Here is a 24,118-nt window from a genome sequence, read left to right on the forward strand (position 1 = left end):
GTCCGACAGGCCGCTTTCCGGCCGCGGTTGGACGACGCGGGCGGGCGGAGCGGGTGGACGGCCGGCGGACGGCGGGCGGAGCGGGACGGAGCTGCCGGAGGCCGCCCACGACGCACTCCGGCGGGATCCACCCGGAACGGATCGCCCTGCGAGGACCCGGTACGGGCAAGGGCCTGCGGGGTTGCCACAGCGGCCCGCCGGCACCGGCTGACCGGATTCGTTCGCACACTCCAGGAGGGCCTGAAGGCCTCAGGCATATGCCTGGTGCAAGTCCTCCTCAGATGTTGCCAAACGCCTTACAGGCCGTCGTCGGCTGTGCAACAGTCCTTAACGGCCCTTCCTTCAGAACCGGTCCCTCCTCAGACTTGGCCGTGCCGCGCCTGTATCGGAGTTCAGATGCCGTCCCACTTGTACGCGGACCGCCCCGCGCAACCCCCCGAGCCAGGGTCGGTGGACGCGCTGATCTCTCAGACCCGACAGCTGCGGGGAGAAGTCGACGCGGTCCGCCGCGACACCGTGGTCGACGACGACGCCCAGGGCCGCTGGCAGCGCGCGCTGTGCGATCTCGCCGTCCACCACCTCGACGACCTCCGCGCCCACCTCGGTCAGCTCAAAGAGGGACTGCCGCCCACCTCCGCCGAGTTCGCCGCGCTGCCGCAGGCCGCCCCCGAGACGGGCGCCGAGGCACAGCAGACCAGGGTCGGCAGTGCCGAGTGGAACCTGCTGACCGACGAGGTCAGTTGGTCCGACGAACTCTTCCAGATCTTCGGCCGCTCCCCCGAGGCCGGCGCACTGCCCCTCGACGAACTGGGATCCACCCTGTTCGCCGAGGACCAGCCGCTGCTGACCGCGATGGTGACGGCCTGTCTGGTGGACGGCAGGCCGATCGACGGCGAGTTCCGCATCGTCCGGGCCGACGGCCGGGTCCGGACGCTGCACATGAGGGGCGAGCCGGTACTCGACTCCGACGGCTGCACGGCCTCCATGTGGGCCGTGCTGCGGGACGTGAGTGAACTGCGCCGGAGCCAGCGGGCGGTGCGCGAGTCCCGAGACTCGCTGCAGCGCCGGCAGGAGATCGCGCAGACCGAGCGCCGGCTGGCGGTCGAGCTGCAGGAAGCCGTGCTCCCCCCGTGGCGCGGCTCCCTGCGGTTCCCGCACGACAACACCAGGGCACTGGACGTCGCGGCGCACTACCTGCCCTCCGCGACCAGCGCGCTGATCGGCGGCGATTGGTACGACGCTCTCGAACTCCCCGGCGGCCAGTCGATGCTGACGGTCGGTGACCTCACCGGTCACGGGGTGACCGCCACCTCCGGCATGGCGATGATGCTCGGCGCCCTGCGCGGGATGGCGATGGCGGGCATCGAGCCGGGCCCGCTGATGGGCTGGCTGAACCAACTGCTGGAAACCTCCGTCCAGCCCGCGCTGGGATCCGCGGTGTGCTGCCGCTACGATCCCGCGCGCCGGGTGCTGTCCTGGGCGCAGGCCGGCCACCCCGCCCCGCTGCTGTTCCGGCGCGGCCAGGGCCGTTCCCTGCTGCCGCCCGAGGGCGTCCTGCTGGGAGCGACCTCCGGAGCCGCGTACGGCCAGGCCGAGGAGCGCCTGGAGGTGGGCGACGTCCTCGTCCTGCACACCGACGGACTGACTCCGCGCAGCATCGAATTCAGCAAGGCCGACGGAACCGAACGGCTGCTGGCGCTGGCACCGCACTTCTCCGCCGCCCGGTCGGCCCAGGACTGTGTGCGCCTGGTGATCGGGGAGTTCGGCGAGGGTGAGCGCGAGGACGACGCCTGCGTGCTGGTGGCCCGGATCGGCTCGTAGCGGGCAGCGGGTCGCGTACGCTTCGCGGGATTCAGGGCCGCGCCGGAAGGCGCGGCCCTTCTCGTCGTGGGACCTCTCTCGTCTTGTTCGGGCCGTCGGTCACCGTTCTCAGACCGACCGCGCCACGGGGCTGTTCGGGAGGGCCAGCTTGATCTCCTCGCGGAGCTCCTCGATGCCGGCGAATCCGGAGTAGTGCCCCGTCAGCCGGTACATCTCGCGCAACCGGTCCCATGTCCGGTGCGAGGAGGTCTCGTTCATCGAGACCAGTGCCAGCCGGGCGTAGCGGTCGGCCTGTTCCGGGTCGTCGGCGATGAAGCAGGCGGAGGCCATCGAGATGTAGTCGAAGATCTTCGAGCGCTGGTGGCCGTCGGCCCGCAGCCGCAGGGCCTCCTGCGCGTGCTGTTGCGCGATGGTCGCCGCCGAGGGGTCGTGGTCGGCGAGGGTGCGGAAGGCCAGCGCCTGCATACCGTGCAGATCGGCCTCGTCGAAGTGCTGCATCCATGACGGCGGCGGCACGTCGCCCGAGGTGGACACGAACAGGTCCTCGGCCTCGCCCAGGGTGCGGCGCATGGCCTGCCCCTTGCCGAGGGCGGCCTGCGCCCAGGCCTCGATGGTGTGCAGCATGGCGCGGGTCCGCGGCAGGGTCTGCTCGCCGGAGCCGGACTGTGCCAGCTTCATCAGGTCGAGCGCCTCGTTGGGCTTGCCCAGGTGGACCATCTGACGGGCCGCGCGGGACAGCGCCTCCCCCGCGCGCGGCCGGTCGCCGCCCTCGCGGGCCGCGTGCGCGGCGATGACGAAGTACTTCTGCGCGGTGGGCTCCAGGCCCACGTCGTGGGACATCCAGCCCGCCAGGACCGCCAGGTTGGCCGCCACCCCCCACAGCCTGCGCTGGAGGTGGTCGGGGTGGTGGTACGCGAGCATGCCGCCCACCTCGTTGAGCTGCCCGACCACGGCCTTGCGCTGGAGGCCGCCGCCTCTGGAGGCGTCCCAGGCGCGGAAGACCTCCACCGAACGCTCCAGCGCCTCGATCTCCTGGGAGCCGATGGGCGCCGCCTCGTAGCGGTCGTAGCCCGCGGAGTCGGCCTGGAAGCCGTCGCCGTGGCGCTGTACGTCCTTCGCGCGGGCGGGGTCGGTGTGGAGCCAGTCGTGCATGGCGTTGCTGAGGGCTGAGCCGGCGGTGAGCGCGGCACCCGCGCTCATCAGACCGCGACGGTTGAGCATGAGGTCCATTCCCGTGAATTCGGTGAGGACCGCGGCTGTGCGTTCGGGCGCCCAGGGCATTCCGTCGGGGTTCTCCTGCTCCCCGTCCGGTTGCTGTTTGGCGGTGCGCCGTTGTCGTACGAACCCGAGGTCCTCGATGGTCACGACACGACCGAGCCGCTCGGTGAACAGTGCTGCCAGTACCGTGGGCACCGGTTCGCGCGGGGTCTCCCCCATGTCGATCCAGCGCCGCACCCGCGAGGTGTCGGTGGCCAGCTGGTGGTGGCCCATCGAGGCCGCCTGCCGGTTGACCATCCTCGCCAGTTCGCCCTTGGACCAGCCGGCCAGGCCGAACAGGTCGTTCAGACGGGTGTTTGGACCTTTGCTCACGTCAAGCCCCCAGGTTCTCGGCTGAGTTGACAGTAACCCCCCGTCAGATGCCGAGCGACTATTCGCCAGGGTTCGCCAGGGCACGCAATGTGGTCCGCCACCCACGCCGGGGTGTCAGGTAGGAATGCGCCTCCCCGACCCGGTCACCGGCGGAACTCCCCAGGGTGATGCACGGGATCCGGCGGGGCGGCGTATGCAACTCGTCGGCGCACGAAGGGATCCGTAACGCCATGTACGCAGCCACGTCCTCCGTGTCCGCCCCGGTCCGGCCGCACCGCACGCTCCCCGCGGGCGGCGGCCCCTACCTCGAACCCGGCCGCCCCGCGGCCTCGGCGCAGGGCGCCGTACGGGCACGGCGGATGCCGGGTATGGGATCGCAGCCGCTCAGCGGAAGAATCGACCTGTCGGGTCCGCAGGGCGCGCAGTTGCGCACCGCACTCGCCTCCGTCCAGCGCATCTGTCCGGAGTTCGCGCCCGTCCAGGTACTGCGCCGCAGCGGCCGTTCGGTCCTGCTGGTGGGAACCACCGGACGGATGACGGCCGTAGCGAAGGTTTTACTGGATCACTCGCCCGAGTGGCGCGAGCGGTACCGGCACGAAATAGCGACGTACCGGACGTTCGTCCGGCACCGCCCGCAGGTCCGGGTGCCGCGGCTGATCGCCGCCGATCCGGAGAACTGCGTACTGATCATCGAGCGGATGGCCGGCCGGGTCGCCGCGCTCCAGCGGCATCCGGTGGAGGCCCCGCCGCGGGCCGACCTGCGGGCCGCGCTCGGCGCGGTGCGCCAGGTGAACGGCTGGCAGCCCGCCGACGAGTTGTTCGGGCGGCCGCTGGACTACGACCGGCGGATCGCCCGGGACTACCAGCTCGGCCTGCTGACCGACCGTGACTTCGGCGATCTGCAGAAGCTGCTGCACGGCGTGAAGATGTCGGGCAACCCATGGCAGTTCAACCACGGCGACGCGCTGCTGTCGAACCTGTTGCTGTCCCCGACGGGTCCGGTGCTCCTCGACTGGGAGCACGCGGGCTGGTACCGGCCGGGCTACGACCTGGCCACCCTGTGGACGGTACTGGGCGACGCCCCGGCCGCCCGGGCCCAGATCAGCCGCCTGGCGCAGGCGGCCGGACCGGCCGCGCGGGACGCGTTCCTGGTCAACCTGATGCTGGTGCTCACCCGGGAGATCCGGATGTCGGAGACGGCCGTGCAGCGCTCGATGCTGGCGGCCACGCCGACCCAGGCGCCGCAGGCCGGTTCCCTGTCCTCGGGCGAGGAGCAGCGCCTGCTGCTGCGCCGCCTGCACGACGACGCGGGCATGGCCCGCAGGGCGGTCCGTGCGGCGGTGGGCACGCGCTGACCCGAGCCGCGCACCGCGCGGCCGCCCACGAAAGCCCGTGCCGCACACACCCGGTGTGTGCGGCACGGGCTTTCGTGCGTCCGGGCCCGGAGTGCGACCGGCGCGTATGCCTTGACTTCACATGATCCCCCGAACACCTTTTCTGACTCAGCATCAGAATGCTGGATCCGTCCCCTCACCCCCTCTCCGCTGGAGCCTGCCCATGACCGCGAGAACCGCCTCCGCAGCGAGTTCCGTACCGAGTTCCGATGCGAGTCCCGACCCGAGCCCCGACCCGAGTTCCGCCCTCCCCTCCCGCCGGACGGTCATGGCCGGGGCGGGGGCGGGCGTACTGGCCGCGGCCCTGCTGCCGACCGCCGCCGCCCACGCGGCCGGTGAGCCCTCGCTCGGCGAGTACGACGTCGTCGTGGTCGGCTCCGGGGCCTCCGGAATGACCGCCGCGCTCACCGCGGCCAAGCGGGGCCTGAGCGTCCTCGTGATCGAGAAGGCCCCGACCTTCGGCGGCTCGGCCGCCCGGTCCGGTGCCGGGATATGGCTCCCCAACAACTCGGTGATCCTGGGCGCGGGCGTCCCGGACACCCCGGCGAAGGCGGCGCAGTACCTGTCCGCCGTGGTCGGCAACGGCTCCTCCCCGGACCGGCAGGCGGCCTTCCTCGCCAACGGCCCCCGGATGCTGGACTTCGTGATGGCCAACAGTCCGCTGCGCTTCCGCTTCATGGACGGCTACAGCGACTACTACCCGAACCTCCCCGGCGGGCTCCCGAACGGCCGCTCCATCGAGCCGGACCAGATCGACGGGAACATCCTCGGCGCCGAACTGGCCCACCTGAACCCGGCGTACATGCCCGTGCCGGCCGGCATGGTGGTGTTCAGCCAGGACTACAAGTGGCTCAACCTCGCCGCCGTGAGCGCCAAGGGGCTCGCGGTGTCCACCGAATGCCTGGCGCGCGGCACCGCGGCCGCGCTGTGCGGGCAGAAGCCGCTGACGATGGGCCAGGCCCTGGCGACGGGCCTGCGGGCGGGCCTGCTCCAGGCCGGGGTTCCGGTCTGGCTGAACAGCCCGCTCGTGGACCTGGTCCAGGAGGCCGGCGCGGTCACGGGCGTCGTGGTGGAGAAGGCGGGCGTACGGGGCGTGGTGCGAGCCCGCAAGGGTGTGGTCATCGGTTCGGGCGGCTTCGAGCACAACGCCGAGATGCGGGCCCAGTACCAGCAGCAGCCGATCGGCACCCAGTGGTCGGTCGGCGCGAAGGAGAACACGGGCGACGGGATCCGGGCGGGCCAACGGGCGGGCGCGGCGCTGGCGTTGATGGAAGACGCCTGGTGGGGCCCGTCGATCCCGCTCCCCGCCGAGCCGTACTTCTGCCTGGCGGAACGGACGCTGCCCGGGGGCCTGATGGTCAACGCGAAGGGTGCCCGCTTCGTCAACGAGGCCGCCCCGTACAGCGATGTGGTGCACGTGATGTACGAGAAGGACCGGGGTGCGACCGGCTCGCACATTCCGGCGTGGCTGATCGTGGATCAGAACTACCGCAACAAGTACCTGTTCAAGGACATCCTGCCGACGATCGTCTTCCCCGATTCCTGGTACCAGGCGGGGGCGGCGAAGAAGGCGTGGACCTGGGACGCGCTCGCCAACCAGATCGGGGTGCCCGCGGCCGCCCTGCGCTCCACCCTCAACCGGTTCAACGCGCAGGCGTGGAACGGCACCGACCCCGATTTCCACCGGGGCGACACCGCTTACGACCACTACTACACCGACCCGGGCGTGACGCCGAACTCCTGTCTCGCCCCGATCTGGGCGCCGCCGTTCTACGCCTTCAAGATCGTGCCGGGTGACCTGGGCACGAAGGGCGGCATCATCACGGACGCACGGGCGCGCGCGCTGCGCGCGGACGGATCCGTGATCCGGGGACTGTGGGCGGCGGGCAACGCGAGTGCGGCCGTGATGGGGCACAGCTACGCGGGAGCCGGGTCGACGATCGGTCCCGCGATGACGTTCGGCTACGTGGCCGCCAACGACATCGCGGACGCGTGACCGGCCGGCCCCACCGGACCGGCCCCGCCGGCTAGCCCTGCTGGCTAGCCCTGCTGGAAGAGCTCGGCCGGGAGCGGCTTCAGCAGCGCGTAGAGGTCGTCCGTGATCGGGCGGTCCCAGCTCGCGATGGTGACCAGCACGTTGTCACTGCGGTCGAACTGCACGCAGCTGATCCGGCTCTCGGAGAGCTTGATCTTCCGGACGATGAGGAGGTTGTCGCCCTGCATGACGGGGCAGTCCTCGGCGCCGGTGACCTCGACGTCCTCGTCGTTCTCGAGGGCGTCGAGGAGCTGGGCCACCTCGAAGGGGACCTGGCCCTCGGAGAGGTCGCGCGCGGGGGATCCCTCGGGGAGGTTTCCGATGATCATCGCGGGGCCGCGTCCGCCGAACAGGTCGTAGCGGAGGAACACACCCTGGCAGCTGCCGTCGGGCGCGGGCAGCAGCCCGGCCCCGAGATTGCCCGGCCAGTCCCCCGGGTCCATGGCCAGGACGTCGAAGTCCGGGCCGGCGGGTGTGGCGGCGCGGTGGCGGCGGAGGAAGGACATGCCGCAATGGTACGTGCCCCGCCGCCTTTCCCGGCCCCGCACCCCCTGACCCGGGCCCTCCGGCCGCCGGCCCCCGCGACGGCCGTCCCGCCGCACGGGGCGAAGCCCCCGCGGCGCCCGCTTGCCGCTGCGCGGGGCGAAGTCCCGGTCGCGCCCTTCCGCCGTTCCCCGGGTTGCGCCCGGACGCCCCTGGGGCTCCGCCCCGGACCGCGCCTCAAAGGCCGGCGAGGCCGGCTGTGGCCGACGCCGGCGAAAATCCGGCCCCTCCGGCGTGTGAGGAGCGGGGTCCGGGGCGGAGCCCCCGGGGAACGGGCGAAGGTTGGGTAGGGGACCTCGCCCCGCAGGGCCCGTCCCCGCCCCGGCGAGCCGGTCAGCGCACCGGGGCCGGGCCGGAGTCGGGCACCGGGGCGGGGACGGGGAGGCGCGGAGAGGTGCCGCCGCGGGCGAGCAGCGCGTCCGTGGCGGTGGCCACCAGGCCGTCCGCACCGCAGGCGCGGGCCGCCACCACCGCACGCCGCAGGGTCTCGGCGTCCCCCCGCTCCTCCCCCAGCGCGGCCAGCGCGAGCGCCAGCTCGTACGCCGCCGGCGAAGCCGACAGGACCTCCACCGCCTCCCCCAGGAGGACCGCCCGGTCCCCCGGCGCAGCCACCTCGGCGGCCACCCGCAGGGCCTGTCCGATGCCGGACGCGGCTCCGAAGGCGCGGGCCCGGCGTACCGCCTCCTCGGAGAGCTCGCGCGCCCGCGCCGGGTCCTCCGCGGCCACCGCCCGGGCCAGGTGGAGCCGCCACGGGCACCAGGACGGGTTCTGGATGCCCCGGGGGGTCAGCCGCCGGTCCACGGCCTCCAGCTCCGCCGCCGCGGCCTTCGCCTGGCCGCGGGCCAGCAGCAGTTCCGCGTAGACGGTCTGGGAGTCGGGGAAGACGACCGCCGCGGGGAAGGGCTCCCCGTACTCGTGCTCGCGCACCAGCTCCCAGGCCTCGTCCGCCCGGCCGCGCGCCAGCAGCGTGGTGACGAGGATCGCGATGGCGTACCAGTGCACGGGCGTGCGCCGCCCGACGCGCTCGGCGAGGCGCAGTCCGGCCCGCGCCAGCTCCTCCGCCTCGGCCAGCCGCCCCCGGCGGTAGCGGATGTAGGCGCGCAGGCTGTAGGCGAAGGACAGGTGAGCGCCGCGCCAGCCCTGCCGCTCGAACTCGGCGGTGCCGGCCTCGAAGAGCTCCTCGGCCCGCTCCGGCCGGTCGGCGTACATGTGCACCATCGCGACGAGCACCGGGACCTCGAAGCCCCGGTCCGCGTACGCCCAGCTGAACTCGGTCTCCAGGACCCGCCCGGCATGGTGGAGCACCACGTCGACCGGCTCCCCGCGCAGGCAGGCGTCCCAGGCGCGCAGGCCGATGACGTACCGCTCGGTGAGGTCCCGCCCGCCGAGGCGGTCCGCGAGCTTCGCGAGCCGCCGTGAGCGCGCCGGGGAGTCCGGCTCGGCGGCGTTGAAGGCGTCCCACATGAACTGCTCGGACTGCAGGCGCAGCCGGCCGCGTACGTCCTGGGTGTACGGGATCTCGCGCGCGAGGCATTCCGAGGCCTCGGCGAGCCGGTCGCTGTGCGAGAGCACCTGGGCCAGCCGGATGACGATGCCCTGGCGCAGTGCCGGGTCCTCGAAGGGCTCCGCGAGGGCGGCGCGCAGGTGGTTGACGGTGTTGGCGGGCTCTGTGAGCAGGGAGGCGCAGCCCAGTTCGTACAGGACGGCCGCGCGCTCGTCGAAGTCCGGGGGTTCGCGCAGGGCCCGTGCGAGCTGGCGGCGGGCGGCTTCGGGGGCGCCGGCCCGGAGGTTCTCGCCGGCGGCCTCGCGCAGGGTGCGCACGACCCAGGGGTCGTTCTCGGGATGGGTCTCCAGCAGGTGCCGGGCCGCGGCGGAGGGCCCGAGTCCCGCGTCGACGACGGCCGCCGCGGCCTTGCCGTGCAGGGCGACGCGCAGGGCGTCGGGGATCGCGCGGTAGATCGCGGTGGCGATGAGGGGGTGGACGAACTCCAGCCCGGCTTCGTCCGCTTCCTCGACGGCGCCCGACAGGATGCGCGCGTCGCGCAGCCGCCCGGTGGCGTCGACGGCTTCCTCGGTGCCGAGTCCGGCGACGCGGGCGGCGAGTTCCCGGGGGATGTCGGTGCCGAGGACGGCGCAGGCCCAGGCGAAGCGGACGGTGGAGGGGCCGAGGCTGTGCAGGCGGGCGACGAGGCCGCTGCCGCGCTGGGCGGCGGCGAGGTCGCGCAGCAGCGGGGCGCTGGCTTCGACGGGGGCGAGGCCCTTGTCCCGGACCTTGGCGGTGAGCTCGACGGCTTCGAAGGGGTTGCCGGTGGTGACGGCCCAGGCCTCGCGGCAGAACGCCTCGTCGGCGTGGTCCCCGACGGCTTCGCGGATCAGGCCGGAGACGGCTTCGGCGGTGAGCGGTGCGAGGTCCAGCGGGCGGTGTCCGGCGCGGCCGGGCAGCGTACGGAAGGCCTCGGCGTGTGCGGGCAGTTCGTCGGGGCGGTAGGCGACGACGAGGAGGAGCGGAAGGTGTTCGGCGCGCGGGGCGAAGGCGGCGAGCCAGGAGAGGGACTCGGGATCGGCCCAGTGGGCGTCGTCCAGGACGAGGACGACGGGGGCGCGCTGTACGACGAGGTGGGTGAGGACCCAGTCGAGTCCGTCGCGCAGGCCCTGCGGGTCGGGCGGGGCTCCCTGTTCGGCCGCGCAGAGGCCGAGGGCGGGGCCGACGATGGAGTACCAGCTGCCGAGGGCCTCGCGCAGTTCCGCGTCGGAGGTGCCGGCCAGTTGGGGCTGGATGAGCTGGCGGGCGACGTGGAAGGGCTGGCTCTGCTCCTGTTCGCCGCCGCGTGCGGCGAGGACGGTGCAGGCCTTGGTGTGGGCGCGGCGGCGGACTTCGGACAGGAGCGTGGTCTTGCCGAGGCCGGCGGGTCCAGAGAAGGCCAGCAGGGCTCCGCCGGCGTCGGGGCCCGGGTCCGTGAGCTGGTCCAGGGCTTCGCCGACGGCGCTGAGCTCCGTGTCGCGTTCGAACATCGTGCGCCGTTTGCGGGTCCGGCGTTCCGTCATGGCTGGTACCCCCCAGGCCTGTTCGGGGGTTCAGCGTACGCCCGCGCGCGCGCCCGGGAAGGCTGCTGCGGCAAATAAAGCTGATCTTCTTCCGGGGGCCGCCGGCTGGTGTATGCGTGGAGGGGTCAGTCCTGTGCGGAACGGTCCGCGAGCGCTTCCAGAACGGCCACGGCCTCGTCGGCCCGGGCGGCGTCCACGAAGAGGTGGTCGTGGTGGTAGCCGGCGATGACGTTGCAGCTCAGGCCGTGTGCAGCGAGTTCGGTGGCGAAGGCCGCGGTGAGGCCGACGGCGTCGAGGGCGGAGTGGATGCGCAGGGTGATCCAGCCGGCGGTGTACTCGTAGGGGAGTCCGGCCTCGTCGGCGTCCTCCTGGCTCAGCACGAGGGTGAGCCCCTCGGGTTCGAGGATGGAGGCGACGGGGGTGAGCCCGGCCAGGGCCTCCGGGTCGGTGTCGCCGGGGATGGTGCAGAACACGTACAGCCCGTCGTTCAGTTCGGGGCGCATTCCGCTCAGCAGCTTCTGCAGGTCGTTTTCTCCGCTCATGCCCCTACCGTACCGGTCATCCCGTTATGACTGGTACGCCGCCGGGGCATCGGTACGCCCCCGGGTCAGTCGCCCTCGTAGAGCCTCCGGTGCCACCAGGCGCGCGGTCTGCCGCTCCAGTCCGCCCAGCCCCCGGCGGGCGGGTCCGGGTGCGGGAGCGTGCGACGGCGGAACCGCGCGTCCAGGCCGCGCAGCACGCGGCCCAGCTCGGTGCGGGCGGCCGGCGGCAGCTCCCGGTACAGCTCGCCCAGGTCGTCCCGGACGATGGCGACGTCGTCGCGGGCGCAGCCGGGGCAGGCCGGACACTCGGAGGGGACCAGGAGCAGGGGGCCGCCGGGGCGGCTCAGAAAGGTCCGGTACCGGGTGAGCAGGTCCACGAGCTCGTAGCCCCGTCCGGGCCGGGCCCAGTGCGCGGCGGCCGCGGCCTCGGCCGACAGCCGGTCCACGGGCGGGAGTTCCCGCGCCCAGGCGGGTGGCCGCCGGTCTTCGTACGTTCCTCGTTCGGCGCGCAGGGCGCCGGGCCGTCTACGCGGCATCGCCCTTTCGGGGGGTGATCGTCATGGCGGTCATGATGCCGAGGCCCTGCCGGGTCCGGCAAGGGGTTTACGGGAGCACCGGGCCCGGGCCTCCGACCGGGTGGCGGCTCTCCACCGGGCCGGCGGTTCCCCACCAAGGCGCCGCAGCACCGGGGCGGCGGCTCCGCGCCCGGTGGTGCGGCGTGTCCTTGGGCAGGATCCGAAAGAGACGGCCTAGGTCAGGTCGAACTCCCCGCCCCGCGCGTTCAGGACGAACTTGCGCCACTCGTCCGGCGCGAAGATGAGCGACGGGCTTTCGGGGCGGTCGCCGTTGCGCATCGCGATGAACCCCTCCACGAAGGCGATCTGTACGTCACCCGACCCCACGCCACCCGACCCCCGGCTGCTCGACTGCCAGTCCGCCTCGGTCAGGTCGAGGTCCGGCTTTCCCCAGCCGGCGGGCGCCTTCGAAGTCATGCTCTCTGCCACGTGCGTGCTCCTCCCGGTACTCCCGGTTCGTCGTCCCGGGGCCAGGTTAGCCATCGCACGCCGTGCCGCACAGGCCACCGCGCGTCACTCGTGGCCTGTACGGCACCCCGCCCGGAATGCGGTTTCCGCTCAGGTGCCGGGCTGCTCCGCTCCGACCAGCCACATCGCGAAGAACTGCGCCCCGCCGCCGTAGGCGTGTCCCATCGCCCGCCTGGCGTCCGGGACTTGGTGCTCCCCCGCCTGGCCGCGCACCTGGAGGGCCGCTTCCGCGAAGCGGATCATGCCGGAGGCGCCGATGGGGTTGGTGGACAGGACTCCGCCCGACGGGTTGACGGGCAGGTCCCCGTCGAGTTCCGTGACTCCGGCCTCGGTCAGCTTCCAGCCCTCGCCCTCATCGGCGAAGCCGAGGTTCTCCAGCCACATCGGCTCGTACCAGGAGAACGGCACGTACATCTCCACGGCGTCGATCTCCCGCCGGGGATCGGTGATCCCCGCCTGCCGGTAGACGTCGGCCGCGCAGTCCTTGCCCGCCTGCGGGGACACGAAGTCCTTCCCCGCGAAGAGGGTCGGCTCGCTGCGCATCGCCCCGCCGTGCACCCAGGCCGGCGGCTTCGGCGAACGGGCCGCGCCCGCCCGGTCGGTGAGGATCATCGCGCAGGCCCCGTCGGAGGACGGGCAGGTCTCGGAGTACCGGATCGGGTCCCACAGCATCGGGGACGCCTGGACCTTCTCCAGCGTGATGTCGTGCTCGTGCAGGTGCGCGTACGGGTTCTTCAGCGCGTTGCGGCGGTCCTTGTACGCGACGAGCGAGCCCACCGTGTCGGGGGCCCCGGTGCGCCGCATGTACGCGCGCACGTGCGGGGCGAAGAACCCGCCGGCCCCCGCCAGCAGCGGCTGCTGGAAGGGGACGGGGAGCGAGAGCCCCCACATGGCGTTGGACTCGGACTGCTTCTCGAAGGCGAGGGTCAGCACGGTGCGGTGCACCCGGGCGGCGACCAGGTTGGAGGCGACCAGCGCGGTGGAGCCGCCCACCGAACCGGCCGTGTGCACGCGGAGCATGGGCTTGCCGACGGCGCCGAGGGCGTCGGCGAGGTACAGCTCCGGCATCATCACGCCCTCGAAGAAGTCGGGGGCCTTGCCGATGACGACGGCGTCGATGTCCGCCCAGGTCAGCTCGGCGTCGGCGAGGGCCCGCGCGGCGGCTTCGCGTACCAGTCCGGCGATGGAGACGTCGTGGCGGGCGGCCACGTGCTTGGTCTGGCCGATGCCGACGATGGCCACCGGCTCCTTGCCCGTCGCGGCGGAGGTGCTCATGCTCGGTCCCCTTCCAGGACGGCGACCAGGTTCTGCTGGAGGCAGGGGCCGGAGGTGGCGTGCGCGACGGCCCGGTCGGACTCGCCGCGGTGGATGCGGGCGGCCGCCTCGCCGATCCGGATCAGGCCGGCGGCCATCATCGGGTTGGCGGCGAGCGCTCCGCCGGAGGGGTTGACGTCGACGTCCCCGCCGAGCCCGAGGGCCTTGCGCAGCACGACCTCCTGGGAGGAGAAGGGCGCGTGCAGTTCGGCGGTGTCCACCGGGGCCTCGAAGACGCCCGCGCGCTCGGCGGCGATCCGGGTCGACGGGGAGTCGGTGAGGTCGCGCAGCCCGAGGCTGTGGGCCTCGATGCGGTGGTCGATGCCGGTGATCCAGGCGGGCCGCTCGCACAGCCGGCGGGCCACGTCCCCGGCGGCCAGGATGACGGCGGCCGCGCCGTCGCCGATGGGCGGGCAGTCGCCGGTGCGCAGCGGGGCGACCTGGTAGTCGCCCTGCGCGACGGCGCCGCTGAGCTGGGCGTGCGGGTTGGCTCCCGCGGAGGCCCGGCTGCGGGCTCCGATCGCGGCGAGACCGGCTTCGTCGGTCTCCCCCGCGTCGATGAGCGCCTGGGCCTGGAGGGCGGCCAGGGCCACCGAGTCGGGCCAGAGCGGAGCCACGTAGTACGGGTCGAGCTGGCGGGTCAGCACGTCGCGCACCGACCCCGGCGAGGACTTCCCGTACGAGTAGACGAGCGCGGTGTCGGCCTCGCCGGTCTGGATCTTGACCCAGGCCTCGTACAGGGCCCAGGCGCCGTCCATCTCCACGTGCGATTCGGAGATGGGCGGCCAGGCGCCGACCCCGTCGAGGGTCATGGTGAAGGAGAAGGCCCGGCCCATCAGGTAGTCGCTGGAACCGGAGCAGGTGAAGCCGATCTCACCCGCCTTCAGTCCGGTGGCGGCCAGCACCTTGTGCAGGACCGGCATGACCATCTCGACTTCGCTGAGCTCGTCGGTGCGGCGCAGGTGGTCGCTCTGCGCGAAGGCGACCACCGCGACCTCGCGGGCGTATCGGGCCATCAGATGAGCTCCTTGTACACGTCGTAGTCCGCGTCCGGCTCTCCGGTGGGGCGGTAGTGGTCGGGGTAGCTCCCGCCCTCGGTCCAGACCGGCTCGACCCGCAGCCCCATCCGCACCTGGTCGTACGGGATGCCGCCGATCCGGCCGTGCAGGGCGAGGCCGGCGCCGTCGAGGGCGATGTGGGCGTAGACGTAGGGGACTTCGATGTCGAGGTTCTTGGCCTTGATGTTGACGATGCAGAAGGTGGTGACGGTGCCCGCTGGCCCGACCTCGACCCGGTCGGTCGTCGCCACCCCGCAGGTGGGGCAGGCACCGCGCGGGGGCACGTACACCTTGTGGCAGGAGGGGCAGCGCTCGCCGATGGTCTTCTGCTCGGCGAGCCCGGCGATGTACGCGGTCTGCGCGCGGCCGGGGCTGTACGAGTAGTCCAGGCGGGCCTCGGCGACGATCCCGGTGACGGCGTCGGCGAACTCCCCGCTGTGCGGGGCCGCTTGCCCGTCCTGCGGCTCCCCGTCTCCGGCGGGCTCGAAGCAGGCGATGTCGGTGATGGCCCCGGTCCGGTCCGCGGCCCACCGCACGCGGACGCGCATGCCGGTGGCGACGGCCTCGGGTCCGGGGGCGTCGAGGGCGTGCAGGAGGGCGGTGTCGGCGCCGTCGAGGCGGACGAGCACCCAGGCGAAGGGTGTGTCGAGGGGCTGGTTGGGGCGCGGCGAACCGTTCCAGGCCCAGGTGGTGACGGTCCCCGTGGTGCCCACCTCGACCAGGTCGCGGATCTCCTCGGCGGTGACGGGGTCGTACTCGACGGGCGGCACCATCACCTTGCCGTCGGCGGTCGTGACCCCGAGGACGACCCCTTCGCGCAGCCCGGTGAGGAAGGCGCTCTGCACGGGGCCGAGGGAGCGGGTGAAGGGGAACTCGACGACAAGGGGTGCGCGGAGGATCTCGGGTGGCGAGGCGGCTGTCATGGGCGGGTCTCCGATGTGTGGGGGTTCAAGAACGGTTGGGGCCGACGCCGGACGCGTGTGCCGGCACCGGACGTACAAGCCGACGCCGCAGGCCGGGCGACGGGTCCACCGCGGCCCGAGGCGGGTGCCGCCGGAACGCGTGCCCCGCGTCCGACGCCACCGGGGCTCGCACCCGGTCTCGCCGGACGAGAATTCAGCCCTTCCGGCGTTCGAGGAGCAGGGTTCCGGGGACTGGCCCCCGGCAACGGCGCCGCACCCGGGCATCCGCCCCCGCACGGCGAACCGGGCACCGCCGGGGGCGATTCACCCCCGGCGACTCGAGACGCGAGAGCCCGGGGGCCGGCTTCGGCAACGGCGCCGCACCCGAACCGCGGATCGCGGATCGCGGACCGGCTTCACCGGACGGGTGGGCCCGCCGCGGGCACGCGGACACTACTCCCGCCGGTACACCGCCGGCCGCTTCTCGGCGAAGGCCCGCGCCCCCTCCTTGGCATCGGCCGTATCGAAGACCGGCCATCCCCGGAGGAGTTCGGAGGCGAGCCCCTCCGACTCGGTCATCTCGGCCGTCTCGTAGACGGAGGCCTTCACCGCCTCCACCGCCAGCGGCCCGCACGCGTTGACCCGCTCCGCGATCTCCAGCGCGGCGTCCAGCGCCGTTCCGGCCGGTACCACCCGCCCGACGAGCCCGATCCGCGCGGCTTCCTCGGCCGTGTAGGGCCGCCCCGTCAGCAGCATCTCCAGCGCGTGCGTCCGCGGGATCTGCCGCGGCAGCCGGACCGTCGAGCCGCCGATCGGGAAGAGCCCCCGCTTGACCTCGAACAGCCCGAAGGTGGCCCCCTCGCCCGCGACCCGGATGTCGGTCCCCTGGAGGATCTCCGTCCCGCCGGCCACGCAGTAGCCCTCCACCGCCGCGATGACGGGTTTGCGCGGCCGGTGGTGGCGCAGCATCGCCTTCCAGTGCAGGTCCGGGTCGGCTTTGAGCCGGTCCCGGTACTGGTCGCCCGCCATGCCCTTGCCGGCCAGCGCCTTCAGGTCCATGCCGGCGCAGAAGTCCCCGCCGGCTCCCGTCAGCACCACCGAGCGGATCGTGTCGTCCGCGTCGGCCTCCAGCCAGCCGTCGTACAGCCCCACCAGCAGCGGCAGCGAGAGCGCGTTCTTCGCCTCGGGCCTGTTCATGGTGAGCACCAGCGTGGCTCCGTGGCGTTCCACGGTCAGGTGTTCTGTCCCACCCATTGCCGTCCTCCCGTCTCAAGACCTAGAACAGGTTGCAGTAGGGGCGGGTGCAGTTCAATAGTTTTCTGACACCCAGTCAGATTTCTTGGACGGTCCCCTTCCCTGTTGGGGTTGGCGACGCTCTAATGACCGCCGAGCAGACCAGCCATGGGATTTTCTGGGTCAGGAGGACCGGTGGAGTACAACATTGCCGACCTGTTCGAGTCGGTCGTGGACGTGGTCCCGGACCGCGAGGCCCTCGTGTACGTGGACCACCCCGGGACCGGCGCCGAGCGCCGCCTCACGTACACGGAGCTGGACGCGGCGGCGAACCGCATCGCGCACCATCTGCTGGACAGCGGCCTGAAGGCCGGTGAGCACCTGGGCCTGCACCTCTACAACGGCATCGAGTACCTCCAGACCGTCCTCGCCTGCCTCAAGGCCCGCCTGGTGCCGGTGAACGTGAACTACCGCTACGTGGAGGAAGAGCTCGTCTACCTCTACAACGACGCCGACCTCGCCGCGCTCGTCTTCGAGGGCGAGTTCACCGAGCGGGTCGCCGCGGCGCTCCCGCAGACGACGAAGCTCCGTCACCTGATCCGCGTCGGCCCGACCCCCGAGGGCGCGCCGGAGCCCTCGATCGCGCCGGTCGCGTACGCCGACGCGGAGGCGGCCGGCTCGCCAGGCCGCGGATTCCCGCCCCGCTCCCCCGACGACCTCTTCATCATCTACACCGGCGGCACGACCGGCATGCCCAAGGGCGTCATGTGGCGCGCCGAGGACCTCTTCTTCGCGGGCCTCTTCGGGGGCGAGCCGACCGGCGAACCGGTGAAGCGGCCCGAGGAACTGGCCGAGCGCGTCGCCTCGAAGGGCGCCGGGCTGACCTTCTTCCCCGCGCCGCCGCTGATGCACGGCACGTCCACGCTGACGTCCTTCATCGCCTTCAACTACGGGCAGCGGGTGGTCATCCACCGCAAGTACGCGCCCGAAGAGGTGCTGCGCACGATCGAGAAGGAGAAGGTCTCCAGCGTCTCGCTGGTGGGCGACGCCATGCTGCGGCCGCTCATCGACGCCCTCAACGGCCCCCTGAAGGGCACCGACCTGTCCTCCCTCTTCAGCGTCTCCTCCTCCGGCGCGATCATGTCGGAGACGGTGCGCGCCGAGTTCCAGGCGCTCGTGCCGAACGTGATGCTGCTGAACAACTTCGGCTCGTCCGAGTCCGGTTCGAACGGCCGCGCGACGAACGACTCCAGCCCGGAGAAGGGCTTCCGGCTGGAGGTCAACGAGCGCACGCAGGTGGTCGACCCGGTCACCCACGAGCCGGTGCCGGTCGGCGAACCGGGACGACTCGCGCAGCGCGGGTACGTCCCGCTGGGCTACTACAACGACCCCGTCAAGACCGCCGAGACCTTCTTCCAGAAGGGATCCGAGCGGTGGGTGCTGCTCGGTGACATGGCGACCGTGGACGAGCAGGGCATCGTCACCGTCCTCGGCCGCGGCTCGCAGTGCATCAACACGGGCGGCGAGAAGGTGTACCCGGAGGAGGTCGAGCAGGCGCTGAAGTCCCACCCGGACGTCTACGACGCCCTGGTCGCCGGGGTCGCGGACCCGAAGTGGGGCAGCCACGTGGCGGCGGTGGTCCAAATCAAGGAGGGCGCCGCCGACCCGACGCTCGACGAGATACAGGCCCACTGCCGCACCAAGCTGGCGGGCTACAAGATCCCGCGCCAACTGGTCATCACCCCCGCCATCCAGCGCTCCCCGAGCGGCAAGGCGGACTACCGGTGGGCGAAGTCGGTGGCCACGGAGGCGGACGCGGGCGCCGCGGGCTGACCCCGCCCTGCGCACGCCCGCGGGCCGGGACCCATCTGGGTCCCGGCCCGCGGGCGTTCCCGTGCTCCCGCGCGACTGCCGTAGCCGCTCAGGCTCCGGTGGCGCTGCTCGAGCTTCGGTGGTCGCCGCTCAGGCTCTGGTGGTCGCCGCTCAGGCTCCGGTGGCCAGGAACCGCTCTACGCGGGCCGCGAACCACCGCGCCTCGTCCAGCCAGGGGAAGTGTCCGCCGCCGCCCTGTACGTCGACGACGCCGTGCACGAAGAGCTCCGCGAGCCGGGCGGCGAGGGCCGGAGAGGGGTTGGAGTCCAGTTCCCCGGCCAGGACCAGCACCTCTCCGGCGAACCGGCCCAGCGCGGCCCGGGTGGCGGGCGGGTCGAAGGCTCCCGCCCCGGCGAAGGCGGCGGAGGCCGCGGCGTTCTTCTGGACGGGGCTCAGTGCCGCGTGGGCGCGCGCCGCCTCGTCCCAGCGCCCGTAGGCGAGGGGCATCGAAGCCACCCAGTCGGCCTCGTCGGGGACCCCGCCGGCGGCGAGGACCGCGAGCGCCCTCTCGTAGGCCGCGAGGGCCGTGTCGTAGGGCTCGGCGCCGCCCCTGCGGCGGACGTCCGCGAGCCGGGTTTCCGGGGACTCCGCGAGGTCCACGGCCCAGCAGGTCGGTGTGATCAGGGCCAGCCGGCGCACCCGCCCCGGGTGCGCCGCCGTGTAGAGCAGGGCCAGGTTGCCGGAGGCCGAGTGCGCGAGCAGGTCGACGCTCTCCAGGCCGAGGTGGCGGCGCAGCGCCTCGACGTCGGCCACCTGGTGGTCGACCCGGTACGTCGAGGTGTCGGCCGGGATCGCGGAGTCCCCGGTGCCGCGCAGGTCGAGCAGGATCAGCCGGCGCCCGGCGGACAGTCCGCCGAGGTCGCCCAGGTAGGCGGAGGCCCGCATGGCGCCGCCTGGGAGGCAGACGAGCGGCTCGCCCTCGCCTTGCACGTGGTACGCGAGTTCGGTTCCGTCATAGGTGGTGAAGGTAAAGGTGCAGGTGGAGGGTGTGGAGGTCGCCATGGGCCCAATCTCAGCAGACGATCACCCGTTCGAGTAATTGATTTGGCCGCCGCCGTCCGGCAATCTACCGAATGATCGGTCGGTTGACTCGGACAGGTTGACCCGGACAAGGGGTGGGCGACATGGGTACGTACACGCAGGGCCACGAGGACGGCGCGGACGCGGGCGAGCGGATGGGCCGGGACGAGCTGGCGGCGCTCCAGTTGACCCGGCTGCGGGAAACCTTGCGCCGGGCGTACGAACGGGTGCCCTTCTACCGCCAGGCCTTCGACAAGGCCGGCCTGCGTCCCGACGACTGCCGCAGCCTCTCCGATCTGGCCCTGTTCCCCTTCACCACCAAGTCCGACCTACGCGACCAGTACCCCTTCGGGATGTTCGCGGTACCGCGCTCCGAGGTCCGCCGGATCCACGCCTCCAGCGGCACCACGGGCCGCCCGACGGTCGTCGGGTACACGGACGCGGATCTGTCCACCTGGGCGGATGTCGTCGCCCGCTCGATCCGCGCGGCGGGCGGCAGGCCGGGCCAGATCGTCCACATCGCCTACGGATACGGCCTGTTCACCGGCGGCCTGGGCGCCCACTACGGCGCGGAGCGCCTGGGCTGTACGGTCGTGCCCGCCTCGGGCGGGATGACGGACCGCCAGGTCCGGCTGATCCAGGACTTCAAGCCGGAGGTCATCATGGTGACCCCTTCCTACATGCTGACCCTGCTGGACGATATGGAGCGCCAGGGCATCGACCCTCGCGCCACTTCCCTCCGCACGGGGATCTTCGGCGCCGAACCGTGGACGGAGGAGATGCGCCGGGAGATCGAGGAACGCCTGAACATCGACGCGGTCGACATATACGGGCTCTCGGAGGTCATGGGCCCGGGCGTCGCACAGGAGTTCGCATCCACCAAGGATGGTCTCCATATCTGGGAGGACCACTTCTACCCAGAGGTGGTCGACCCGCTGACGGGCGCCGTACTGCCCGAGGGTGAGCCCGGGGAACTGGTCTTCACCTCGCTCACCAAGGAGGCGATGCCCGTCATCCGCTATCGCACCCGGGACCTGACCCGGCTGCTGCCCGGCACCGTCCGGCCGGCCTTCCGCCGGATGGAGAAGATCACCGGCCGCAGCGACGACATGATCATCCTGCGCGGGGTGAACGTCTATCCGACCCAGATCGAGGAGGTGCTCCTGCGGACCCCCGCCCTGGCCCCGCACTTCCAGCTCCGCCTGACCCGGCAGGGCCGGCTGGACGCCCTGACGGTACGGGTGGAGGCCCGCCGCGGCAGCGACGCCGGTCAGCGGGCGGCCGCGGCCGCCTCGGTGGTGCGTGCCGTGAAGGAGGGCGTCGGAGTCTCGGTCGCGGTGGAGGTGGTGGACCCGGAGACCCTCGAACGCTCGGTGGGCAAGATCAAGCGCATGGTGGACCTCCGAGAATCCTGACGGCCTAGGACGACCTAGTCCACGAAGGTGAAGGGGAGCTGGTTCGTGAGCCGGCCGCAGGGTGTCGCCGCCACCACGGAGACGGTCCCCGCCACGGGCCACTGGGGGACGGTGGCGATCAGGGCGCCGTCGCTGATGACCGTCACACCGGTGGCCTCCAGCCCCGTGAAGCAGCCGTCGGGTGCCAGGGAGCCGAAGAGCACCCGGGTGTAGGGGGTCAGCCCGCTGCCGTTCAGGACCACGTGGGTGCCGCCGCTCCTGGGTGCGGCGTCCGGCTGGATCGCGACGAGCACACCCTGCTCGCCCTGACCCGGCCGGGCGGGGTGGACGGGCAGGGCGCCGGCAGCACACTGCGGAGGCCGAGCGGCCTCGGCACGCGGGGCGGCATGGACCAGCAGAAGGGTGCACAGCGGCAACGCGGCGAGCAGGACCCCGGCGCGACGATGCGTACGTCTCAAGACGGTGCCTTCCTGTGAAGGGCGGATCCGGAAGAGCCCGGACCGGCCCATCATGCGGTGGCGATACCGCAGCAATCCAGGAGGGAAGGGCCATACCGGCCACGCGTCGCGCCGGGTTCCCGGACGCGCGAGCCGAGCAGTCGGCGGGGCCGGGCGCGAGTGGCCACCCCTTCGGGCCCAATTCCGGGGGCGGGCCGGGACAGGGCGGGGCTGTCCGGGTAGGGACAGAGGCGTGACCTCGACCTACCGGCGGATCCACGACCGGCTCCAGGCCTCACCGGCCGGGCTGGCATGGAGCCGTGGCCGGGAGATGGAGCTGATGCACCGGGCCATGGGCTTCGCCGCACTCGGCTTCCTCACCCTGGTGCCGCTGCTCGTCGTCGTCGCGGCCGCCGCGCCGGGCAGCGGCTCGGGCTTCGGCCGCTGGCTCGGTCAGGCCCTCGGGGTGGCGGAGTTCTCCCGGGAGCGCGTGGAGATGCTGTTCGGCGCCGCGGACCTGGCGCTGGAGCGGACCACCGCCTTCGGTCTCGCCGCCCTCGCGGTCTTCGGCCTGACCTTCGGCTCCGCCGTGCAGACCGGGTACGAGAAGGTGTGGGACCTGCCGACGGCCCGCTGGCACACCATGTGGCGGCACGTCGTCTGGCTCGCGCTGCTGGTCTGCTACCTCGCCCTGCTGGTCGCCATCCCCGCCCCCTCCAACGACGCCCTCGGCACCGTCCTCGGCACCTCGGGCGACCTCGTCGGCACCTGCCTGTTCTTCTGGACCTCCCAGCGGATCCTTCTCGGCGGGCGGGTCCGCTGGCGCGCCCTGCTCCCGGGGGCCGTGTGCACCAGCCTGGGCCTCCTCGGCCTGCGGATCTTCTCGCAGCTGGTGTTCTCCCCGCTGATCGCCTCCAACGCCGTGACCTACGGACCCTTCGGCACCCTCCTGGTCGTCCAGTCCTGGCTGGTCGGCGTCGGCTTCGTGGTCTACGGCGGCGCTCTCGTCGGCCGGCTCTTCCACGAACACCTCGTCCTGCGCCGCCTCCAGGACGACGGCCTCCCCGAGGACCGGGAACCGTAGCCGCCGGTCCTTCCGCAGGGCGCGGTGGCACCCGCGATGCCGGCGGTCGTCAGCGCCCAGTCCAGGCGAGGCCGGATGGACGATCTTCCCTGACCTGCGCGCGGAGCCCGTCAGGCCGGGGACGAGAAGCGGTCGCGGAGGGTGCGCTTGAGGATCTTGCCGCTCGCGTTGCGCGGGAGGGCGTCCACGAAGAGGATCCGCTTCGGGGCCTTGAAGTGGGCCAGCTTCTCGCGGGCGTAGGCCAGGAGTTCCTCCTCCGTCACCCCGTCGCGCGGGACCACCACCGCCGTGACGGCCTCGATCCACCGTTCGTCCGGCAGGCCGACCACCGCGGCCTCGGCCACGCCCGGGTGGGTGTACAGCACGTCCTCGACCTGCCGCGAGGCGACCAGGACCCCGCCCGAGTTGATGACGTCCTTCACCCGGTCCACGACCGTGAAGTACCCCTCCGGGTCCCGGACCGCCAGGTCACCGGAGCGGAACCAGCCGTCCCTGAAGGCCTTCTTCGTGGCCTCCGCGTCGTTCCAGTAGCCCAGGCAGAGCTGCGGGGAGCGGTAGACCACCTCGCCCGCCGTGCCGTCGGGCACCTCCGCCCCGTCCTCGTCCACGACCCTCGCCTCCACGTGGTGGACGGGCCGCCCGCACGAGTCCATCCGCCCCTCGTGCTCCTCCGGCCGCAGCACCGTGGCGAGCGGGCCGATCTCGCTCTGGCCGAAGCAGTTGTAGAAGCCGAGTCCGGGCAGCCGTGCGCGCAGCCGTTCCAGGACGGGCACCGGCATGATCGAGGCCCCGTAGTACGCCTTGCGGAGGGCGGACAGATCGCGGACGGCGAAGTCCGCGAAGTCCGGGTGGTTGGCGAGCCCGATCCACACCGTCGGCGGGGCGAACAGACTGTCCGCCTCCCCCGCCTCCACCAGGTCGAAGATCTCCTCCGCCACCGGCGCGTCCACGATCGTGTTCCGCGCGCCCACCGCCAGGTACGGCAGCAGGAACACGTGCATCTGCGCCGAGTGGTACAGCGGCAGGGAGTGCACCGGCAGATCGCCCTCCGATAGGTCCAGGGCGGCGATCGCGCTCTCGTACTCGTGGCAGAGCGCCTCGTGCGTCATCATCGCCCCCTTGGGGAGGGCGGTGGTCCCGGAGGTGTAGAGGAGCTGCGCCAGCCGGGACGGGTCCCCGGAGCGGGCGAGGCCCACGGGCCCGGCAGGCACAGTGGGCCCGGCAGGCACTGTCCGTTCGGCCGGTTCGGCCGGTTCCGCCGGTTCCGCCGGTTCCGCCGGATCGGTCAGTTCGGCCAGGAAGGAGCCGGGCGCGTCGCGCAGCGGGCGCGTCGCGAAGCCCTCGGGGACCCGTCCCGCAAGGTCGGGGTCCGCGAGGACCAGCGCGCTCCCGGAGTTCTCCAGGATGTACGCGAGGTCCTCGCCGGTGAGGTTCTGGTTGACGGGGACGTGCGTGAGCCCGGCCCGGGCGCAGGCGAGGAAGGCCAGGAGGTAGGCGTCGGAGTTGTGCCCGAAGGTCGCGACCCGCTCCCCCTCGGCCAGCCCGTAGCGCCCGCGCAGCACGGCCGCGCCCGTCGAGACGGCCGCGTCCAGTTCCGCGTAGGTCCAGGTCCGCTCGCGGTAGCGGACCGCGATCCGGTCCGGGACGCGCCGCGCGCTGTCGTGGAGCAGTCCGTCGACCGTGTTCTTCCGCACCGGGGTCATGGCGGGATCTTCGTCTGCGCGGACGGCCGGGGTCAATGACCCGGGCCGGGCTGATGCCCGGCCGGAA

At 72.7% G+C, this 24,118-nt stretch carries 19 protein-coding genes; 6 read left to right on the forward strand and 13 right to left on the reverse strand.

Features of this window, described 5'->3' with window-relative positions; translation table 11 throughout:
* Positions 1-396 precede the first annotated feature (396 nt).
* Positions 397-1,821 carry a PP2C family protein-serine/threonine phosphatase gene (locus ACFYYB_RS21095; protein ID WP_389436744.1) on the forward strand — a complete coding sequence of 475 codons (1,425 nt, stop codon included), beginning with the start codon at positions 397-399 and terminating at the stop codon, positions 1,819-1,821.
* Between the two features lie 108 nt (positions 1,822-1,929).
* Here ACFYYB_RS21095 and ACFYYB_RS21100 read toward each other — a convergent pair whose 3' ends face one another.
* A complete protein-coding gene (locus ACFYYB_RS21100) occupies positions 1,930-3,411 on the reverse strand; it encodes a hypothetical protein (protein WP_327308344.1) in 1,482 nt (493 codons plus the stop codon).
* A 230-nt stretch (positions 3,412-3,641) separates the two neighbouring features.
* On the opposite strand from ACFYYB_RS21100, the gene ACFYYB_RS21105 reads away from it, so the two are divergent.
* Positions 3,642-4,766: an aminoglycoside phosphotransferase family protein gene (locus ACFYYB_RS21105; RefSeq protein WP_389436745.1), complete on the forward strand. Its 1,125-nt coding sequence runs from the start codon at positions 3,642-3,644 to the stop codon at positions 4,764-4,766.
* A gap of 307 nt (positions 4,767-5,073) precedes the next feature.
* Complete coding sequence (gene kstD, locus ACFYYB_RS21110) at positions 5,074-6,801, forward strand: 3-oxosteroid 1-dehydrogenase (RefSeq protein ID WP_389437226.1); 1,728 nt, start codon at positions 5,074-5,076, stop codon at positions 6,799-6,801.
* A 44-nt stretch (positions 6,802-6,845) separates the two neighbouring features.
* Here the strand turns inward: kstD and ACFYYB_RS21115 are convergent, their stop codons facing one another.
* From ACFYYB_RS21115 to ACFYYB_RS21155, 9 genes are all read right to left on the reverse strand, one after another.
* Entirely contained in the window at positions 6,846-7,346 is a 501-nt protein-coding gene (locus ACFYYB_RS21115; protein ID WP_150520950.1) for a hypothetical protein, read from the reverse strand.
* A gap of 370 nt (positions 7,347-7,716) precedes the next feature.
* A complete protein-coding gene (locus ACFYYB_RS21120) occupies positions 7,717-10,428 on the reverse strand; it encodes an ATP-binding protein (protein WP_389436746.1) in 2,712 nt (903 codons plus the stop codon).
* A gap of 125 nt (positions 10,429-10,553) precedes the next feature.
* Entirely contained in the window at positions 10,554-10,970 is a 417-nt protein-coding gene (locus tag ACFYYB_RS21125; RefSeq protein ID WP_389436748.1) for an ACT domain-containing protein, read from the reverse strand.
* A gap of 65 nt (positions 10,971-11,035) precedes the next feature.
* A complete protein-coding gene (locus tag ACFYYB_RS21130; protein WP_389436749.1) occupies positions 11,036-11,506 on the reverse strand; it encodes a hypothetical protein in 471 nt (156 codons plus the stop codon).
* Positions 11,507-11,719: 213 nt separating this feature from the next.
* Positions 11,720-11,962, reverse strand: coding sequence for a DUF397 domain-containing protein (locus tag ACFYYB_RS21135; RefSeq protein WP_389437227.1), 243 nt, complete (start codon positions 11,960-11,962; stop codon positions 11,720-11,722).
* A gap of 141 nt (positions 11,963-12,103) precedes the next feature.
* Entirely contained in the window at positions 12,104-13,288 is a 1,185-nt protein-coding gene (locus ACFYYB_RS21140) for a thiolase domain-containing protein (RefSeq protein ID WP_389436750.1), read from the reverse strand.
* Positions 13,285-14,343, reverse strand: coding sequence for a thiolase domain-containing protein (locus tag ACFYYB_RS21145; protein WP_389436751.1), 1,059 nt, complete (start codon positions 14,341-14,343; stop codon positions 13,285-13,287). Before ACFYYB_RS21145 ends, ACFYYB_RS21140 begins: the two co-directional genes overlap by 4 nt.
* The gene (locus tag ACFYYB_RS21150; RefSeq protein ID WP_389436752.1) at positions 14,343-15,308 is read right to left on the reverse strand and encodes an OB-fold domain-containing protein; all 966 of its coding nucleotides are present in this window, start codon (positions 15,306-15,308) and stop codon (positions 14,343-14,345) included. The genes ACFYYB_RS21145 and ACFYYB_RS21150 overlap by 1 nt, the downstream gene beginning before the upstream one ends.
* 432 nt (positions 15,309-15,740) lie before the next feature.
* Positions 15,741-16,541 (reverse strand): crotonase/enoyl-CoA hydratase family protein, encoded by an 801-nt coding sequence (locus ACFYYB_RS21155; RefSeq protein ID WP_389436753.1) that lies wholly within the window; start codon positions 16,539-16,541, stop codon positions 15,741-15,743.
* Between the two features lie 174 nt (positions 16,542-16,715).
* Between ACFYYB_RS21155 and ACFYYB_RS21160 the strand changes: the two genes are divergently transcribed.
* The gene (locus tag ACFYYB_RS21160; protein ID WP_389436754.1) at positions 16,716-18,353 is read left to right on the forward strand and encodes an acyl-CoA synthetase; all 1,638 of its coding nucleotides are present in this window, start codon (positions 16,716-16,718) and stop codon (positions 18,351-18,353) included.
* A gap of 150 nt (positions 18,354-18,503) precedes the next feature.
* Here ACFYYB_RS21160 and ACFYYB_RS21165 read toward each other — a convergent pair whose 3' ends face one another.
* Complete coding sequence (locus tag ACFYYB_RS21165) at positions 18,504-19,394, reverse strand: alpha/beta fold hydrolase (RefSeq protein ID WP_389436755.1); 891 nt, start codon at positions 19,392-19,394, stop codon at positions 18,504-18,506.
* 122 nt (positions 19,395-19,516) lie between these two features.
* On the opposite strand from ACFYYB_RS21165, the gene paaK reads away from it, so the two are divergent.
* Positions 19,517-20,827: a phenylacetate--CoA ligase PaaK gene (gene paaK, locus ACFYYB_RS21170; protein WP_389436756.1), complete on the forward strand. Its 1,311-nt coding sequence runs from the start codon at positions 19,517-19,519 to the stop codon at positions 20,825-20,827.
* A 14-nt stretch (positions 20,828-20,841) separates the two neighbouring features.
* Here the strand turns inward: paaK and ACFYYB_RS21175 are convergent, their stop codons facing one another.
* Positions 20,842-21,285, reverse strand: a complete 444-nt coding sequence (locus ACFYYB_RS21175; protein ID WP_389436757.1) for an IPT/TIG domain-containing protein — start codon at positions 21,283-21,285, stop codon at positions 20,842-20,844.
* A 232-nt stretch (positions 21,286-21,517) separates the two neighbouring features.
* On the opposite strand from ACFYYB_RS21175, the gene ACFYYB_RS21180 reads away from it, so the two are divergent.
* Positions 21,518-22,348 (forward strand): YhjD/YihY/BrkB family envelope integrity protein, encoded by an 831-nt coding sequence (locus tag ACFYYB_RS21180; protein ID WP_389436758.1) that lies wholly within the window; start codon positions 21,518-21,520, stop codon positions 22,346-22,348.
* A gap of 110 nt (positions 22,349-22,458) precedes the next feature.
* Here the strand turns inward: ACFYYB_RS21180 and ACFYYB_RS21185 are convergent, their stop codons facing one another.
* Entirely contained in the window at positions 22,459-24,051 is a 1,593-nt protein-coding gene (locus ACFYYB_RS21185; protein WP_389436760.1) for a fatty acyl-CoA synthetase, read from the reverse strand.
* Positions 24,052-24,118 lie beyond the last annotated feature (67 nt).

Origin of the sequence: Streptomyces sp. NPDC002886 (assembly GCF_042888445.1) — a bacterium.
Lineage (GTDB): Bacteria > Actinomycetota > Actinomycetes > Streptomycetales > Streptomycetaceae > Streptomyces.

What these genes read in the sequence shown, in the direction of transcription:
- ACFYYB_RS21140 (WP_389436750.1), bottom strand. Translation starts at nt 13,288, where the DNA reads ATGAGCACCTCCGCCGCGACGGGCAAGGAGCCGGTGGCCATCGTCGGC.
- ACFYYB_RS21120 (WP_389436746.1), bottom strand. Translation starts at nt 10,428, where the DNA reads ATGACGGAACGCCGGACCCGCAAACGGCGCACGATGTTCGAACGCGAC.
- ACFYYB_RS21185 (WP_389436760.1), bottom strand. Translation starts at nt 24,051, where the DNA reads ATGACCCCGGTGCGGAAGAACACGGTCGACGGACTGCTCCACGACAGC.
- ACFYYB_RS21150 (WP_389436752.1), bottom strand. Translation starts at nt 15,308, where the DNA reads ATGACAGCCGCCTCGCCACCCGAGATCCTCCGCGCACCCCTTGTCGTC.
- ACFYYB_RS21095 (WP_389436744.1), top strand. Translation starts at nt 397, where the DNA reads ATGCCGTCCCACTTGTACGCGGACCGCCCCGCGCAACCCCCCGAGCCA.
- ACFYYB_RS21125 (WP_389436748.1), bottom strand. Translation starts at nt 10,970, where the DNA reads ATGAGCGGAGAAAACGACCTGCAGAAGCTGCTGAGCGGAATGCGCCCC.
- paaK (WP_389436756.1), top strand. Translation starts at nt 19,517, where the DNA reads ATGGGTACGTACACGCAGGGCCACGAGGACGGCGCGGACGCGGGCGAG.
- ACFYYB_RS21155 (WP_389436753.1), bottom strand. Translation starts at nt 16,541, where the DNA reads ATGGGTGGGACAGAACACCTGACCGTGGAACGCCACGGAGCCACGCTG.
- ACFYYB_RS21115 (WP_150520950.1), bottom strand. Translation starts at nt 7,346, where the DNA reads ATGTCCTTCCTCCGCCGCCACCGCGCCGCCACACCCGCCGGCCCGGAC.
- kstD (WP_389437226.1), top strand. Translation starts at nt 5,074, where the DNA reads ATGGCCGGGGCGGGGGCGGGCGTACTGGCCGCGGCCCTGCTGCCGACC.
- ACFYYB_RS21135 (WP_389437227.1), bottom strand. Translation starts at nt 11,962, where the DNA reads ATGACTTCGAAGGCGCCCGCCGGCTGGGGAAAGCCGGACCTCGACCTG.
- ACFYYB_RS21105 (WP_389436745.1), top strand. Translation starts at nt 3,642, where the DNA reads ATGTACGCAGCCACGTCCTCCGTGTCCGCCCCGGTCCGGCCGCACCGC.
- ACFYYB_RS21130 (WP_389436749.1), bottom strand. Translation starts at nt 11,506, where the DNA reads ATGCCGCGTAGACGGCCCGGCGCCCTGCGCGCCGAACGAGGAACGTAC.
- ACFYYB_RS21145 (WP_389436751.1), bottom strand. Translation starts at nt 14,343, where the DNA reads ATGGCCCGATACGCCCGCGAGGTCGCGGTGGTCGCCTTCGCGCAGAGC.
- ACFYYB_RS21165 (WP_389436755.1), bottom strand. Translation starts at nt 19,394, where the DNA reads ATGGCGACCTCCACACCCTCCACCTGCACCTTTACCTTCACCACCTAT.